The following is a 16,258-nucleotide window of genomic DNA, read 5'->3' as shown; positions in this document are numbered from 1 at the left end:
CACATGAGGTGGAGTTGGTGTTCTTACCGACGTATTCGTCGTGGTTGAACTGGATCGAGTCCGAGTTCGCGGCGCTGCGCTACTTCGCGTTGAACGGCACCGATCACCGCAGCCACGGCGAGCAAGATGCCGCGATCGGTGCCTACATCCGCTGGCACAACCAGCACGCCCGACCCAAGCGAGACTTCGCCGTCAACTCCAAGATCCGGCTACCGGATTACCTACCGAAGGTTGCTTGACGAGGCACTAGCCTTGTCGTCACGCCGCTTCGGACACCACGCCGGACTGGACAATAATCACTCTGATCGATGCCAGGCCGGACACCAGGCCGACCCGGACGCGATCTGACGAACCCATTCGAGACTCGCCGTGTGCAGTCTGCTGTGCTCGGTTACCCATCGCATCCCAGGAGCCGTACTACCGTGCGCTACTTCCTCGCTCATCCAACGTTATCCCGGACGCAGATCTTCGCCGTATCTATCGACAGCACAGTAGGTATCCCAGACGAACTGGAGTTGGTTACCACAGTTGGCACCGACCACCTCGATCTCGTTCCGGATCTGGTCAGCAGATTGAATCAATTCATACAGGAGCAAGCTCAGCCTGACGACGACTTTGCCGTGCGTGCAGAGCTGACGCATCCGGATCTCGGCATGTTCCCGAAGGCAGTCTCAGATTCCATCCGCCGATACCTCGAAACACGCTGTACTACGCCATTTTACGGCGAGTGGAGTTGGCGTGGCCCCATCCACTCCGTGCCGGACTACGTAGACCAGCTGCAACGCCCCAGGGGCATAGATGAACTGTACGAATTCATGCGTGGCCCAAACTCGGGCGAAGTAGAGTTGCCGGTGCGGCTAGAGAACGCTATCGAATCGACATGGCGGGGAGGAAAATACTGGGAATTGGATGGGCGGACCGCCACCCCGGATATCGCCTACGACGAACCGCGGCCCGGACGCTGGCCACACGTTGACGGACTGAATCCCGAGATTGTTTGGACCAGTTGGAAAATTGGCGAGTTAGACGACAAGTCCGAGCTGGTCGAGTCCAACCTTCGCGATGGCGTTCAGCTGGCGACGAAGGCCCATGACGCCGGAAAGTACGTCCGCATTCACCCAGTAACGGTCTGGGTCCAAGATGCCGAGCGCGACGAGCACGGCTACTCAACCGGAGGACACGGCCAAGGTGGCTGGGCTGTTGAAGTATTCAATGCCCCGATCCCGGATTACACCGACCTCGATAAAGAGGAGTAAGGCACATCCGAACTCGTGCGGCTAGACCGCCCGACCGATGAGTCTCCGCGATGCAGCGGTGGGCATCGCGGCTCCGCGGATAAACCCCCCGCACCCAGGTTAAATCACATGCAGAGCGGAACTTCAGGCAGGTGCTAGTGCCGCGTCACGCAACGTTAGGTAGGTAATCCGAACGCCGGATCCTGGAACCGACCGCGAATTCGCGCACAGGGTCCGGCGTGCTGATTACGCCAGCGGATGTAATCACCGATCGCGGCGTCCTACTCGGCGTGGCTGCGGTGGTCAGTGCCGTTGAGCGCGAAGTACTGCAACGCCGCGAACTCACACTCAATCCGGTTCAGCCACGACGAATACGTCGGCACGAACACCAACTCGACCGCGTTCGACCCGCACCAGTCCCGCGCCCCGGCCCGCCTATACACACCGAGTTCTCGCAGATCAGATACAGTTTCCGACCAAGCCAACGAGCCCGCAACGACTTCACAAAGGCCAGGAACTCGGGTCCAACGCTTCCGATCACTGATCCGGTAGTAGAGCTAACCCGAGGCCAAATCCAAAGACACCGAACATCTGTCGCACCCCCGAGGGCGGTGATAGGTCGCACGTAACCGCGTCGGTCGCCGTTTCGGGAACCAGCCCCGACCGGCCCGCGGTAACAGATTCAACGGCCCGAACTCATCAACACAGATCACCCGCCCATCGGCAGGTGGGTTGCCATAAAGATCGAGGATCCGGTGTATCTTGGCGACGAAGTCGGGATCGTTGCTGGTCTTCCACGTTTTCGTGGCCGGCCACGACACTCCACCGGCGATGAGAATCCGGCGCAGAGTCTCGCGGCTGAGGTCCGCGATCTTGTTGGTACGCAACACGTGCGCCAGCTTCGACAAACTCCATGCCGAGAACGGCCAGTTCAGATCGTGGGGGCAGCACCGGGCGATCTGACAGATCCGATCAAGCGTCGCTTGATCGGTCTTCGTCGGCCTGCCCCGCTCCGTTTTGGGTCCAGCGACTCGAATCCGTGCGCGTTGAAGTCGTGAATCACTTGGCGCACATAGAGTTCCGATACTTGCATCAGCTTCGCGATCAACCCGACGGGTTGATGCTGGGCCGAGGCCATCACCACGATCGCCCACCACATTCGCACAGGTTGCTCGCTACGCCGCGCGATCTGGGCCAAGTTGCGGCCTTCTTCCGGGTTCACCGCTCTGAACACATCCGGTTTGCGAGCCACCGGCACCACCTCCACCGGGCAGCATCACCGCTCACGCGCTGATGATCAATCCGCCACCTTGGCAGATTGCCGCATCAACCTTCCGAGCCGAGGCACTAGCAGTCCTGGCTATGCATCGGCGAACAGCGTCTTCTCAAGTCGCGCCACTGAATCCATATGCGTCCGCATCGCCGGGTCCATTACCCAGCAATGGGAGGTATACCGCTCAAACCCCAGAGGCTCCCAGGTCCTTTGCACCTTGGCCAGCTCTTCCGCGAAGCGCGGATGCTCGGTCAGACCGGTCCGATCGTCCCGCTCCCTCAACAGCTCGATCGGGAATGGATGCGTCGCCACGACACCAACAGACTCAGCGAAGAGCCGAAGAATACGGCTGATGAGCAGGCGACCAACTCCGCCACGACCTCGCCACATCTCCGCCATGTAGACCCGGTCGATCAGAACGGCCGCTGAGTGCATGCCTTCGATGATCTCAGCGAGGTCAGGATGAAACTGATTGTCGCCGCCGAACAGAGGTGCGAAATGTGCGTAGTCCTGGGACATGCCATCAAGGAGGTCATCGATGCGGCTCTCGACGATGTACGGATCAACCAGCAGACCGTGCATCGTCAACACCGTCCACCGTTTCTCGCGGTCGCCGCGTTCATCAGTGTGAACTACCGAGAGACCAAGCGGAACGTCATCAGCTGGGCTATCGCCGTCGGAGCTGACGGCGTATGTGGCAGTCCCAGTCCAGTGCATCAGTCCTGGGTCGACGTAGTCGCCGACCACAGGTGCGGAGATGTTGACGTTCACGTCGAAGGATGCCCAACCGATCTGACCTTGTGGCGTCATGACGCAATCTTACTGATCTGCAATCGAATTGGCAGCCTGGTTGCAGAGGCAGACGTCAGGTCGAGCGACGCGCGTTAGAACGGCTAACGGTGTGCTCCAAGTTAGTAAGATCGGCTGCCACCCCTACCCCTCGGCCGCGAGTTGACCGCAGGCGGCCGCGATCTCCTGGCCACGAGTGTCGCGCACGGTGCAGGTAACGCCCTGCGCCTGGACACGGCGCACGAACTCGTCCTGCACCGGCTTCAGACTCGCATCCCACTCACTACCCGGAGTCGGGTTCAACGGAATCAGATTCACATGCACCAACGGCCCCAACGCCTTACGCAGCTTCTTGCCCAGCATGTCCGCGCGCCACCCCTGGTCGTTGATATCACGGATCAACGCGTACTCGATCGACACTCGACGACCCGACTTATCCGCGTAATACCGTGCCGCGCCCAGGACTTCGGCCACCGACCAACGGTTGTTCACCGGAACCAAAGGTATCCCGCAGCTCATCGTCGGGAGTATGCAGTGACCCCTCAACGGCCGAAAATTACTGTCCGTATGTGCGGTTAGACCAATCAACAGTTTCAACGCACAATCTGGCATCATAGCAACCCGCCAATGTTGAACCCGGGTGTGAGCACCCTGTCGAGAGAGGCTCGAATGCGGGGTATTTCGGCGCTACCGGTGGTGGGTAGGCGCAGCAGCGGGATGCGGTATTTGACGCAGACCTTGTTCTTCAGCGCGTCGCGGGCCAGCTGGTCCGGGTTGTTCTCGTGGTATTCGTATCCGTCGACCTCGACCGCGCAGACCCATCGACGGGTGACACGGTTGAATACGACGAAGTCGAAGCTCGCGCGATTGTTCACGAACCGTGCCTCAGCGACTGTCAGCTTGGTTATGTCGGGCAGTAGGTTTCGAACTAGTACCTCGGCCCGGATGCCGAGACCCATGTAATTCTGTTCCTGCACAACCTCTTCCAGCACCGTGGCGATGATGTCCTGGGACAGGAATCGGGAACGTCGCCGAATTCGGGACATGAGCGGTCGCAGTCGCGCGGAGTAGTCGCGGTAGAGCAGGTCGAATACCGAGACGATCGAGCTGTCGAAAACGGTGCTGCCCGGGTTCCGGTAGCCGATGTAGCCGATGAGGTCGCGCAGATTGCTGCTGCGCGGCAGCATGTCGTGGTTGGTGACGAGCACGAAGCGCTTCTTCGCCCGCGAGACGGCGACATTGATCTTCTGTGGGTCGTCGAGGAACCCGAGCCCGCCCTTCTCTTCGGGGTCCGATGTCTCGTCGAGGACCGTGGTCATCACGATCACGTCCTTCTCCCGACCTTGGAATCGGTGGATCGTGTCTGCTTCGACCGCACCGAGGAGCGCGTCTGTGACCTTGCTGACCTGCTTGCGGTAGGGCGTGGTGACGCCGATGTCCGTCGCCGCGAAGTCGGCACAGTACGTCGGGAGGATCTCGCGTTCGATCACGTCGATCTCTCGCTGGTTGGACCGGCTCTCCCTGTGGCGACGCATGTGATTGCCTTCGACGGTCCGCGCGACGATCATCGATTCCCAGCCGGGGGTGCTGGTGGTGAAGGTGATCAGCTCGTCGTCGTAGAACTTGCTGTTGCAGAATCCGATGATGTCGGGATGACATCGATAGTGCTCGCGGAGCATGGTGCGCGGCAGCGCATCCCCGTACAGCTCGATCAACGCGGACAAGACGCTGTTCCGGTGGAAGTCGTACACGGGATGCGGCGGGGGCGGACAATCCTTCGACTCGAGACCCGGAATGTGGGCCAGCTGTTTCACATCCCCCACGACAATCACATTCTTGCAGCAGGCGAGCACGTTCGCGGCCTCGAGCAGATTCACCTGCGAGGCTTCGTCGATGATGAGATAGTCGAGCATCCTGCCGCGCCCGATGCTGCGCTGCAGGGAATGACACGTGCTGAGGATCACCGGATAGTCGCGGCTGAACCGCTGCCACTCGCGCAGGTAGTTGTGACCGTAGATACCCGGCCGGTGCTGGGCGTAGCGGTCACGCAAGCGGTCGGTGAGCCACCGCAGCGAGCGCTCGCGGTGTCGATCGATCAGCTCGTCGAACTTCGCGGAGCTCAACGTGCTGGTGAGCCGGCCGATCTCGGCATCGAGATCGGCGATCCTCTTGTCGAAGTACAGTCGTTGCAGCCGCAGGACGACCTCGACGTCGCTGGCGTCGACCGCTCGCATCGACCGGTATCTGATCCAGTGGATGATCCGGTCGACGGCCTCGGGTAGCACGCCCGGCTGGGCCAGGCCGGGATCGGTGTCGGCGATGTAGTCCAGGATCTTGTCCGCGGGCCAGCGCAGCACCGGCAACAACCGCTCGTCCGGCAGCGACTGCCGATCGAAGTGGGTCATGAAGTGTTCGCGTTCGAGCAGGTAACCGTCGCGCTCGGATCGCCGTTGGGCGAGTTCGCCCTGCGTGGTTTGGAGGAGGCGTAACCGCCGATCCAGGGTGGCGATCTCCTCGGCCGAGCCGATCTCGCCCCTTTCGGTCGCGACAAGGCGCGCGACAAGCCTGTTCCGGTTGTCCTGGGTACCTCTGCCGAGAAACTCCCGCCGCTTCTCCGACCGGCCCAAATCGGCTACCACATAGCCGATTTGGACGTCGATGAGCTTGTCGCGCACGTTCTCGACCGCGGCGTTGTTCGAGGACACGACCGCCACGGTCTTGGACTCATCGAGCAAGATGTTGGCGATCAGGTTGAGGATGGTCTGTGTCTTGCCGGTGCCGGGCGGGCCGTCCACCACCGAGATCGGAAATCGCAGCGCGTTGTCGATCGCCTTGCGCTGACTCGGATTGGTGTGAAACGGGTAGATTCGCGGATCGGGCGCGTCGTCGCGCTGTTCCAGGCGTGCGCCGGTGAGAAACCTATGCAGCACGCTGTCAGGGTGAAGGAAGGTGAGGTGGTCGAGCCCCTCCCGCAGGAGATGGCCCGCCTCCGGCAGTAGACCCGCAAGTTCGCGCCAATACCGCAGTACCGCAGCAGATTCGGCAATCGCGGCGCCGTTGCGAACGACCTCGACCTCGCTCGCGGGGCGCGCATGCCAGGTCCCGTCCCGGGCGAAGATGTGCCACCAGCCACCATCGGGAGTGTCGAAAAGGTAAGCGCCACCGGAACTGTCACACAGCACACCGTCGGCGAGGATCTCGGTCCCCTGGTCCGGTGGTAGTTGTCGTGGGTGGTTCGCGAGGTAGACCCGGTCACGGCCGTAGCGATAGGTGCCGCCGCGTGCGTAGCTGATGTGGATCAGCCGACCGTCGATCTGATAGCCCGCTATCTCGGCGGTCTTGTTCTCGACGGAACTACCGCCCCGTTCGCGGACGACCACGGCGTATTCACGTGCGTTGATCGTCACCTAGACCACCAGGATCGTCAGGGTCAGCAAACCCAGGATCGCGAGCCCGAACACCATCCAGTCCCAACGCACCGACAACCGCTGGTGTCCCGGGTGGTTCACCGGCGGGTGCCATGTGACGGGTGGGGGTGGCTGTGGTGGCCGAGGAGGGGGCGGCGGAGCGGCCGGACGGTGCGATGACGGAGGGAGATGCGGGGCCCACCACGATTCGGCCGTAGTTGCGGGTGTCGACCGTGCTGCCGGGATAGCCTGCGATGGGCGTGCGGCAGGAGTGCCAGGCACCGACCGGGCAGCGGGGCTGAGAGACGTCGGCCGGGGGGCAGGATTGGGAGGTGCCGGGCGTGCTGCCGGATCAGCAGCAGGCGATGGGCGCGCGGCCTGGTTGGGAGGCGCCGATCGTACGGCCGAATTGGTAGGCGCCGGGCGCGCGGACCGCGATGTCCGCGGCTGCTTGGGTGCTGTGTCCGGTGTGGGGGTACTCGGCGGGGCAGGGGACGGCGAGCTCGTTCGCACCGGAGCCGCCGGGGGACGCACCCTCATGGCAGGGTTTTCGTACAACCTGCTCAGCTCGGCCTGTCTGCGCGCCTGTGCCGCTGAACGATCTGTGGGCGGCACAACCGCCGCAGCTCGCGTCGACGACGGAATCGGCGGCGCGCCCGCGCTCTTCGGTGCCCTGGTAGGCCTGGGTGGTGCTGGTGCGACAGCGGGTGGCGGGGATTTCAGCGCGGCGATCTGTTGATCGGTGAGATTGCGTAGCAGGCCGACCCGCACGAGTTCGATCTGCGGGACAGGCACGCCCTTGTTCACATAGGTCACGACGGTGCCGGTGATCGCGATCTGCCAGCCTTTCAGCTTCGGCAGGAGGCGTTTTCCATGCGTGCTGTGGCTGCCGTACTTGTCGAAGAGCTGACGTGCGACGCCGTCGTGGGCGACGATGGTGAAATCGCCCCGCCGGTAGTCACCGAGGTTGATCAAGGCCACATCGCGGCCCTGGAATCCCTTGTTGACGATGCCGAACTGGATTCTCCCGTAGACGGTGATGGTCTCACCCGCACGGTTCAGCAGCTCGTCACGTTCGCTGCCCGCGACGAACTGACCGAGCGCCAGTTCGAAACCGCCCGCAGTCGGTGCGCCCGCCCCGGTTCCCGCCAAGACGGATTCGACGTAGTCGTAGTCGGTTCGGCAGGCCCGCTTCAACGCAGCGGCAGCGTCGGCGACTCCGCTGATGCGGGCGAGCGCGGCGAACAACGGCGAGTTCTCCGGGTCGACGAAGTCCCGTGCGGTGAAGATCAGGTTCTCGCCGGTACCGCCGAAGTCGTCCCACAGCGATGGCTGGTGCCGTAGCGCCCGCAGTGAGACATCGATAACCGCGGCCGCGAAAGTGTCGATGCCACTGTCGAAACGGCCACCGCGACCGGGATGCTGATAGTTGCGGTGACCTTGTTCGATTGCCGGCAACCCGGTACCGGCGAACGTATCGACAAACATGCCGTCGTAGTCGATCAGGGTGATCGAAAGGTCCCGGCCGACGAGGATGTTCCCGTGCTGGAGATCGCCGTGCGCGGCGCCCGCGGCGCGCAACGCGACGACCGCGTCCGCGATCGCGACCCGCACCGTCTCGATTGCGACCGGATCCTGGTCGCCCTCGATCCAGTCCTCCACCCACACGCCGAGCATCTCACCGGTCGACCATCGCATGCGCACGGTCGGAAAACCCGTGCCGTTCACCATGATCCCGTCGGCTTGGTACACCGCATCGATCAGGAACGTCAGATTCGGATGGCCAGCGACGAACCGGTAAATGTGCTCGTAGCGTTCGCGCAGTCGGCGCTCATCATGGCCTTGCTTGTGGAAACAGCGCACCGCGAAGCGCTGTTTCGAAGCGCTGTCGATGGCGAACGTCGCCGCGAACCCGCCCGAGGCGACTGACGGCATGCCCTGCGCGTTGCGCACGGGCTCACCGGTTCGAAGCAGGTCGACATGGCGGAAAGCGATCGGTGGATTGGCCACCGCACTTTGGTAATTCAGCAGGCTCGGCAATCTCATAGTCGCACCGCGCAGATCGTCGTGTCGTCGTTGTCCATGCCGGCGCGGCGCGCGTGCTCCACCCACGTCCGGAACTCGTCGTCGTCACCGGGGATCGTGCTCACGTCGATGAGCGCACCACCGCGTTTCTGTTCCAGCAGGTACTTCGCCAGACCATCGGAGGCGAGCACGAGGTGATCACCACCCGCGTAGTCGTCGCCGTGTTCCCAGAGCGCCGCCCGATGGGAGACATCCCCGGAATGGGTGGTGATCAGGGCCGGGGTGCGACCGAACTGGCGCGGATGATCTAGCGGACCCGCTGTGATCAGCTCTCCGTCACGCAGGTGCAGCAAACACGCGTCGCCGATCCCGATCGCTCGGTACCGCTGCCGCGCCACGTCGATATCCACCCCGACAAATGTCGCCGCGCCGCCGCGCCGCAGCTTCTCTTGGGCGTACCAGGGAAGCCCTGCCGTGTCGACCCGTTCCCGCCAGTGCGACCTGAGTGCATCCAGCACGGCGAGTTCTAGAATGTCCGCGCCATCGATCGCGTAGGCGGCTACCAGCAGCTCCGCCCACTCCTCGGCACGAGCGGTGGTCGACGCGCCGTCGGCGAGCGCGAAGCGCGACCCGGTGCCACCGATCGCGCGATCATCGTTCTCGTCCGGGTCGCGTCCTTCCTTGTGCCGGGTGGCCAGGCGCGCCGCTGGAGTATTTGTCATCGTATCCCCCTGTGCCCGAACGTGTTCCGGGGCGGTTACCAGGTCGGGGCGTCGCCGTGTGCGCGCGTACTCCCGTCTTGGCCGTCATCGGCCGCATCGTCACCGTCATCCGAAACCAGGTCATCGGCGGCCGGGCTCATGAGCTCCTTCAGCCCGGTCGGAGTGACCGCGCGAGTACCGATGTCGAGGAAGTCGATCACCATCGTGACGTCGGCGTTGTAGAGGAACCCGCGCGAGCCCGCGTTCACCGAATACCCGAGTGACGCGGACGCTTCCAGCATCGACGGCGGCAGAATGCTCGAAGCCTCGAACAGTCGCTGCGCGTTCGGGTCGCTCAAACCCGCCGCAGTGTCCGGGAAGGTCACCGACTGCCCACCGAAGGCCGACAAGTGGAGGTTGAACACCAGGGCCGCACCGTCGTCGGTGGACAGGGCGCGGATTCGGTCGGCCGCGTCGCGCGGGTCACCATCGGTACTGGCCCCGTCGGTCACATTGATCACGATCGGCGGGAAACTCGACGGATGCTCCGCGCACCACGACGCGATCACCGGTTCGGCGTAGGTCAGTGCCGACACCATGGGTGTAGCGCCATCCGACAGCGGATCCACCCACACCGGCATCTGCTGGTTCACCGCGACGACGCCGCCCGCACCATCGGGCACTCGCCGGGTCACCGCATCGACCCGGCGCGGATTCTCAGCGAGTTCGGAGACCGGCAACACCCGCCGGTCGGCATCGGCGCCATGCAGGATCGGCCCGATCTTCGCGCCGTACCCCACCACCCCGACCTCGAAGTAGTTGTAGATCCGCTCGCCGCCGCGACTGCACAGCAGCACGGCGTTGCCGAGCAAGTTGTTCACCGCCAGCGCCAGCACATCAGCCTTCGTGCCCTGCCCCTGCCCCGCGGGCTCCGACATCGAGAACGACTGATCTACCAGCAACATCAACAACGCCGGCTGCCTACGGTTGATCTCCGCTGAGTACACGATTCCCCATTCCATGAACACAGATCACCAATAGCGCCATCCCCGCACGCATCTCGGACTCGAAAGAGATTGTAGCCCTTACTTTTCCATCGGGCCGACAGCTCGCCCCCGGGGGCCGCGCCTCGTCGTCCGAGCCGAGGACAACCCGTCGACCACCAAGGCTCGTTCTGGCATCCTCGAAGGAGCCGACAGAGCCAGGGGGAAATACGATGAGCAACACACCACCGAACTGGTACCGGGACCCCTCCGACGCCGACTACCTCAGGTACTGGAACGGCATCGAATGGACCGACAACAGGATGGCCGCCGCACCTGCCGCGCCGAACCCGGGCGCATCGACCGCGAAAGTGCCGTTGTTCGGCGCACGCGCGCTGGCGAAGCGCCAGTCCGCCGAACTCGCCGACGCGATAGCCGAGAATCAACGGCTCCGAGCACAATTGACGGCGCTGGGAGGGCTCGAAACAGCGCAACTGCAGCAGCTGCGCGACCAGCTCGCCACTCAAGTAACCGACGATCAGGCCATGCTGGACGCCCTGCGCGCTGAGGTGATCAGCACCCGCGACGAGCAGGTGCTGCAGGAGATCGGGATCTACGAGTACCGCCATCCGCTCTCGGACTCGATGGCCTACCGCACGGCGCTGGAGCTGTTGCAAGGCGAGATCAAGGCGATGGCGCGCCGCGACGGTGGTGCGATCGAGGCATCGACCACGTGGACCGTCAACGGTTCGGTCACCGAGGGACGGAAGATGGTCCGCGAGTACTCGAAGTTGATGTTGCGGGCATACAACGCCGAAGCGGACAACCTCGTCCGCAGTCTCAAGCCGTACAAGTTGACCAGCGCGCTGACTCGACTGAACAAGATCGCCACCACGATCGAACGCCTCGGCAAGACCATGCAGCTGCGGGTGTCCGTCCATTACCACTCGCTGCGCTGCCGCGAACTCGAGATGACGGCCGACTACCTGGAGTTTCTCGCGCGGCAGAAGGAGCACGAGCGCGAGGAACGCGATCGGCTGCGCGAGGAACGGCGAGCGCACACTGAATTGTCCAGGGAGCGGGAACGATTGGAGAAGGAGCAACGGCGCTACCGTGAATCCCTCGCCGCGCTGGAGGCGATCGGCAAGGCACGGTCCGCCGACGCCGATCAGCTACGCGGTCTGTTGGCGAAGCTCGAGAGCGACATCGCGACGATCCAGGATCGTGCCGACAACTACCGGGCCGGATTCGTCTACGTGCTATCGAATATCGGGGCGTTCAAGGACATGGTAATGATCGGCCTCACCCGGCGGTTCGACCCGGAGGACCGGATCCGCGAACTCGGCAACACCTCGGTGCCGTTCAAGTACGACATGCACACGATGTTCTACGACAAGGACGCGGTCGGCATCAGAGACCAGTTGCATCAGCGACTCGCCGACCGGCGGGTGAACCTCGTTAACCAGCGCCGCGAGTTCTTCTACGCCACTCCTGCCGAGGTGCGTGAACATCTTCAGGCGGTGGTGGGCCAGGTCGGCAGTTTCGATGACCTGGCCAAAGCTGTGGAGTACCACCAGAGCCGAGCCGCCCGGTCGCGCTGATGACACGGAAGTTGCTGGGCGGCAACATAATCAGTGCACCGATCAGGTTTCGACGTCGTCGCGCCCGTGGCAATATGGTGCGGTGGTTGATACGCAGAGCGAGTTCACGCTCCACACCAGCGGCGGTGCCGACGATCTGTTCGACCTGCACGAGTGGTTCAACGACGACCGGGCGTTGCGCGGTCGGGTGACATTGGTGGACAGCCCTATTCGCGATGGCGAGATGGGCGGGCTCGCCGAAGTCCTCGTCGTCGCCGTCGGCACGGGTGGCACCCTCACCGCGCTGGCGAGTTCGTTGTCGACGTGGTTCACCGTCCGACAGTCCGACATCAAACTGACGTTCACCCGCGGCGACGGCGAGATGACGATTGACGCGAAGGGTGTCGGGGCGGGAACCGACGTCGAGAAACTCCTGCGCCAGCTCCTCGACTACCGGGCCGAGCAGTGACCGGTGCCGCGGACCGCAACGGGTGGCGCACGGTATTGATCGGGGCGAGCCGCTTCTCACACCCCGACTTCCATGATCTGCCCGCCGTCGCCAACAACATCAACGACCTCGCCGAACGCCTGACCTCGCCATCCGGTGGCGCGGTAGCCGAGCAACACTGCACCGTCCTGCACAACCCGAGCATGCCCGGACAAGTCGGAACCGCGATCACCCAGGCAGCGGCCGAGGCCGAAGATGTTCTACTGTTCTATTTCTCCGGGCACGGAAAGCTGGATCAAGCGGGAAACCTGCATCTGGTTTTGCCCGACAGTGACCCCGACCAGATCGAACTGAGTTCGGTGCCGTTCGGCGTCGTCAAACGCCACATCAGCAAGAGCCGCGCGCAGGCGCGTATCGTCATTCTGGATTGTTGCTTCTCCGGCAACGCCATCGAAACCATGAGCACGTCCGCCGACCTCGTCACGTTCGAGACCCAAAACATCGAGGGTACGTACGTACTCACCTCGTCCCCCAAGAACAAACCCTCATTGGCACCGACAGACGGCCGCCACACCGCATTCACCGCGGCCCTGCTGGCCGCCGCGACGGACACCGATCTCACCCTCGATCAGCTCTACGCCAGCACGGCCAAGATACTGAGGGGCCGTAGCCAGCCGGAACCACAATGCCGAGTTCACAATTCGGCGCACGCGCTGAGACTGTTCGCTCCACCCACCACGTCGGCAGCACCTGCAGTCGCTGATCCCGTCGATGTCGACGCACTAGCGGTCCTCGACGCCGCACAGCAGGGCGACGTCGACTCAATGATCGAGCTGGCGCAACGATTCCACCGCGCGAAAGATCTCGAGCACGCCGAACAGTGGTGGCGCCTCGCCGCTGAGGCCGGGAATCCCGGTGCGATGTACAACGTCGCGGTGGTCAGCGAAATCCAGCGCAGATTCGAAGACGGCAAATACTGGTATCAGCGTGCCGCCGAAACCGGCGACACCAACGCCATGCACAACCTCGCGATCCGGCTTCGGCTCAGCGGGCGCGAGGCCGAAGCCGCCCGATGGTGGCATGCAGCGGGCCATACCTCGCCACAGCGCAATGGCGAGAAGCTGCGAAAAGTGGTGCCGCGAAAAGACTTGCCGGTCGACCCGCACATGCGGACCGACGATGAGGCATCGCAGTACTCGTTGCCGACGACCCGTCGACTGATGCTCATAACACTGGGGAAATGGGCCAACCGCCCGGCTACCTGGGACGAAACTCCCTGGGGCGGAGGTGTGCACACCCGCACCGGCAGCGGCTACTACCACGGCATGTCCGATGATGAGTTACTCGGCTCCGCACGGGTCTTCTGGAAATTCAGACCAGCGAACTGGCACGGCGTCGACTTCGCGGTAGTCGCCCATGCGGGAATCACCCGCGCGGTGATTCGGATCCACGACTTCATCGGGCCTTTCGGTGACCGTTACGGGATCCAGGGTCAACTGGTCGACGACCCGGACATTCTCGCCGAACTCGTCGACAAGACCGTTCCCCGACGGCAGAACCCCATTACGCTCTGGGCCTGATGACCTCACATCTCGACATCGGCACGCGCCACGATGCCGATACCGGCGGTGCATAGTTCAGCTGACGTGCCAGGGCGGCGATGCTCGGACCGTCGCGGTATTGCTGGCGAGCCTGGTCCAGGGAACCTGAGAGGCCGTGTCCCTGGCCATGAGAAAGTCCCCACTGGTGGCCACGTGTAGGTCACCACTGGTGGCCACCTAAAAGTCCCCACCCCCTTCGGCGGGTTGACCGTGTGTCGACCCGGAGCACAGGCCCTGGGCGGTGACGGTGATAGCGCCAACTGTCACCGAGCACCAACCCAGGGAGCTCCATTGAAGTCCGAGAGGGAACGAATGGACATCATTTCCGCCTACCGGGAAACCGGAACCTACCGAGCTACCGCGCAAATGTGCGGCACCACCCACAAAACCGTGAAACGCGTCATCGACGCCGCCGAAGCCGCCCAGACCGGCCAGAAATCGCCCGCCCGGCCAGCCCGGCCCCGCAACTACGAGGCCGTGACCGGTCTGGTCGCCGAACGAGTGAAGAAATCCAGCGGCCGGATCTCAGCGAAACGACTGCTGCCAATCGCTCGCGTCGCCGGGTACCAGGGCTCACCCCGCAACTTCCGGCGCTTGGTCGCGCAACAGAAAATGTTGTGGCGCAACGATAATCATCGAGGACGCCGCCCCGCGACCTGGACTCCGGGCGAGTACCTGGTGATGGACTGGGCCGAAGCCGCACCGGGGTTGCAGCTGTTCTGCGCGGTGTTGGCGTTCTCGCGGTGGCGGTTCACCCGCTTCGCTGCCGATCAACGCCAGTCCACCACCCTGGCCATGCTCGCCGAAGCGTTCGACGAACTCGGCGGTGTCCCCGCGAAAGTCCTCACCGACCGGATGGGCTGTCTCAAAGGCGGTGTCGTGGCCGGAGTGATGGTCCCGACTGTCGAATACGTCAGGTTCGCAACCCATTACGGCTTCGAACCCGACTGGTGTCACGCCGCGGACCCGCAGTCGAAAGGAATCGTGGAGAGCCTCTGCGGTTACGCCCAAACCGACTTGGCGGTCCCGCTGCTGACCGAAGCAGGCCTCGCGGGCCGGGAACTGAGCCTCGCCCGAGCCAACGCGGCAGCGAAAACCTGGTGCGCGGAGGTGAACTCGACGATCCACTCCGAGATCGCGGCGGTCCCCGACGATCGTTTGGCCGTCGAACGCGAACTCCTCACCGACCTGCCGTCGCTGCGACTGCCGGTCGGTGCGACATCGGCGCGCCGCAAGGTCGACCGATTGTCTTGTGTCCGTTACGGATCGGCCCGTTACTCGGTGCCGAACAGGTTCATCGGCCACCACGTGAACCTGGTCATCGACTCCGGTTCGCTGCTCGTGGTCGAAGACCACAGCGGGGTGATCGTCGCCGAGCACGAACTCCTCGCTCCCGGCGAGGTCTCGATCAACGACGACCACTACGACCAGCCCCGCCCCACGCAGAACCGGGGCCCGCGCCCCAAAACCGTGACAGAACAACAGTTCTGCGCCCTCGGCATCGACGCGCAAGCGTTCCTCGTCGGGTCGGCCGCCGCCGGCAACACCCGCCTGGGCGCGGAGCTCGGTGAACTTCTGGCTCTCGGTGACGCTCACGGCCATGACGACCTGGTCGCCGCGCTGCGTCGCGCGGTCGCGTTCAAACGGTTCCGCGCCGCCGACGTCCGTTCCATCCTCGCTGCCGGCGCGGGCGCACCGCATCCGCGTCCGGCCGGGAACGCTCTGGTGGTCGATCTGCCGGTCGCGGGGACCCGGTCGCTGGACGCCTACAAGATCAGCCGAGAGGAGGACGCGTCGTGACCACACCATCGAAACGAGTAGCAGCCAAACAGGTTCCGGTGCTGGCCGCGGACCTCGACGCGGGCCTGCGGCGGTTGAAGCTGTCCACCGTCCGCCGCGACGCCCCTGAGGTCCTCGCGACCGCGAAGCTGCAACGTTGGGCGCCCGAGGAAGTGTTGCGGACTCTGATCGAGGCCGAATGCGCCGCCCGCGACGCCTCCAACGCCGTGAACCGGCTCAAGGCCGCCGCGTTCCCGGTGACCAAGACTCTCGACGGGTTCGACGTCGGGTCTTCCTCGATCCCGCAGGCCACGTTCGATTACCTCGCCACGCTGGAATGGGTTCGGGCCCAACATAATTTGTGTCTGATCGGGCCGCCCGGGACAGGCAAGAGTCACACTTTGATCGGGCTCGGACACGCCGCGACTCTCGATCTG

General features: G+C 63.8%; 12 protein-coding genes and 3 pseudogenes. 7 read left to right on the top strand and 8 right to left on the bottom strand.

The genetic code is table 11. The features are described 5' to 3' along the window. Both ACFXKN_RS31310 and ACFXKN_RS31305 read left to right on the top strand, forming a co-directional pair. A pseudogene (locus ACFXKN_RS31310) lies at positions 1-239 on the top strand (IS630 family transposase); the annotation flags it as partial. A gap of 183 nt (positions 240-422) precedes the next feature. After that, positions 423-1,256, top strand: coding sequence for a hypothetical protein (locus ACFXKN_RS31305; RefSeq protein ID WP_379434418.1), 834 nt, complete (start codon positions 423-425; stop codon positions 1,254-1,256). Positions 1,257-1,792: 536 nt separating this feature from the next. Here ACFXKN_RS31305 and ACFXKN_RS31300 read toward each other — a convergent pair. The 8 genes and pseudogenes from ACFXKN_RS31300 to ACFXKN_RS31265 form a co-directional block, all read right to left on the bottom strand. Further along, positions 1,793-2,203 (bottom strand): hypothetical protein, encoded by a 411-nt coding sequence (locus tag ACFXKN_RS31300; RefSeq protein ID WP_378965539.1) that lies wholly within the window; start codon positions 2,201-2,203, stop codon positions 1,793-1,795. Continuing rightward, positions 2,167-2,502, bottom strand: coding sequence for a helix-turn-helix domain-containing protein (locus ACFXKN_RS31295; protein ID WP_378965500.1), 336 nt, complete (start codon positions 2,500-2,502; stop codon positions 2,167-2,169). Before ACFXKN_RS31295 ends, ACFXKN_RS31300 begins: the two co-directional genes overlap by 37 nt. A gap of 93 nt (positions 2,503-2,595) precedes the next feature. Further along, positions 2,596-3,318, bottom strand: coding sequence for a hypothetical protein (locus ACFXKN_RS31290; RefSeq protein WP_378965496.1), 723 nt, complete (start codon positions 3,316-3,318; stop codon positions 2,596-2,598). A 123-nt stretch (positions 3,319-3,441) separates the two neighbouring features. Continuing rightward, a pseudogene (locus tag ACFXKN_RS31285) lies at positions 3,442-3,835 on the bottom strand (23S rRNA (adenine(2503)-C(2))-methyltransferase RlmN); the annotation flags it as partial. 73 nt (positions 3,836-3,908) lie between these two features. Next, entirely contained in the window at positions 3,909-6,704 is a 2,796-nt protein-coding gene (locus tag ACFXKN_RS31280; RefSeq protein ID WP_378965493.1) for an AAA domain-containing protein, read from the bottom strand. Continuing rightward, a complete protein-coding gene (locus tag ACFXKN_RS31275; RefSeq protein ID WP_379434415.1) occupies positions 6,705-8,750 on the bottom strand; it encodes a hypothetical protein in 2,046 nt (681 codons plus the stop codon). Then, positions 8,747-9,451, bottom strand: a complete 705-nt coding sequence (locus ACFXKN_RS31270) for a protein phosphatase 2C domain-containing protein (protein WP_378965485.1) — start codon at positions 9,449-9,451, stop codon at positions 8,747-8,749. The genes ACFXKN_RS31275 and ACFXKN_RS31270 overlap by 4 nt, the downstream gene beginning before the upstream one ends. A 35-nt stretch (positions 9,452-9,486) precedes the next feature. Continuing rightward, on the bottom strand, positions 9,487-10,452 hold the full coding sequence (locus ACFXKN_RS31265) for a VWA domain-containing protein (protein WP_378965481.1): 966 nt from the start codon (positions 10,450-10,452) through the stop codon (positions 9,487-9,489). Positions 10,453-10,646: 194 nt separating this feature from the next. Between ACFXKN_RS31265 and ACFXKN_RS31260 the strand changes: the two genes are divergently transcribed. The 5 genes and pseudogenes from ACFXKN_RS31260 to ACFXKN_RS31240 form a co-directional block, all read left to right on the top strand. Next, positions 10,647-12,014, top strand: coding sequence for a DUF4041 domain-containing protein (locus ACFXKN_RS31260; RefSeq protein WP_378965478.1), 1,368 nt, complete (start codon positions 10,647-10,649; stop codon positions 12,012-12,014). A gap of 82 nt (positions 12,015-12,096) precedes the next feature. Next, positions 12,097-12,462, top strand: coding sequence for a hypothetical protein (locus tag ACFXKN_RS31255; RefSeq protein ID WP_378965472.1), 366 nt, complete (start codon positions 12,097-12,099; stop codon positions 12,460-12,462). After that, positions 12,459-14,021 (top strand): caspase family protein, encoded by a 1,563-nt coding sequence (locus ACFXKN_RS31250; RefSeq protein WP_378965469.1) that lies wholly within the window; start codon positions 12,459-12,461, stop codon positions 14,019-14,021. Before ACFXKN_RS31255 ends, ACFXKN_RS31250 begins: the two co-directional genes overlap by 4 nt. A 312-nt stretch (positions 14,022-14,333) precedes the next feature. Beyond that, a complete protein-coding gene (istA, locus tag ACFXKN_RS31245) occupies positions 14,334-15,842 on the top strand; it encodes an IS21 family transposase (protein ID WP_378965464.1) in 1,509 nt (502 codons plus the stop codon). Beyond that, positions 15,839-16,246 (top strand): annotated as a pseudogene (locus ACFXKN_RS31240) (ATP-binding protein); the annotation flags it as partial. The gene istA and the pseudogene ACFXKN_RS31240, both read left to right, overlap by 4 nt. Positions 16,247-16,258 lie beyond the last annotated feature (12 nt).

Origin of the sequence: Nocardia sp. NPDC059195, assembly GCF_042754695.1 — a bacterium.
In the GTDB taxonomy this organism is placed as follows: Bacteria; Actinomycetota; Actinomycetes; order Mycobacteriales; family Mycobacteriaceae; genus Nocardia.
Note: the sequence above shows the minus strand (reverse complement) of the source record. Positions and strands in the feature narration are given on the sequence as shown.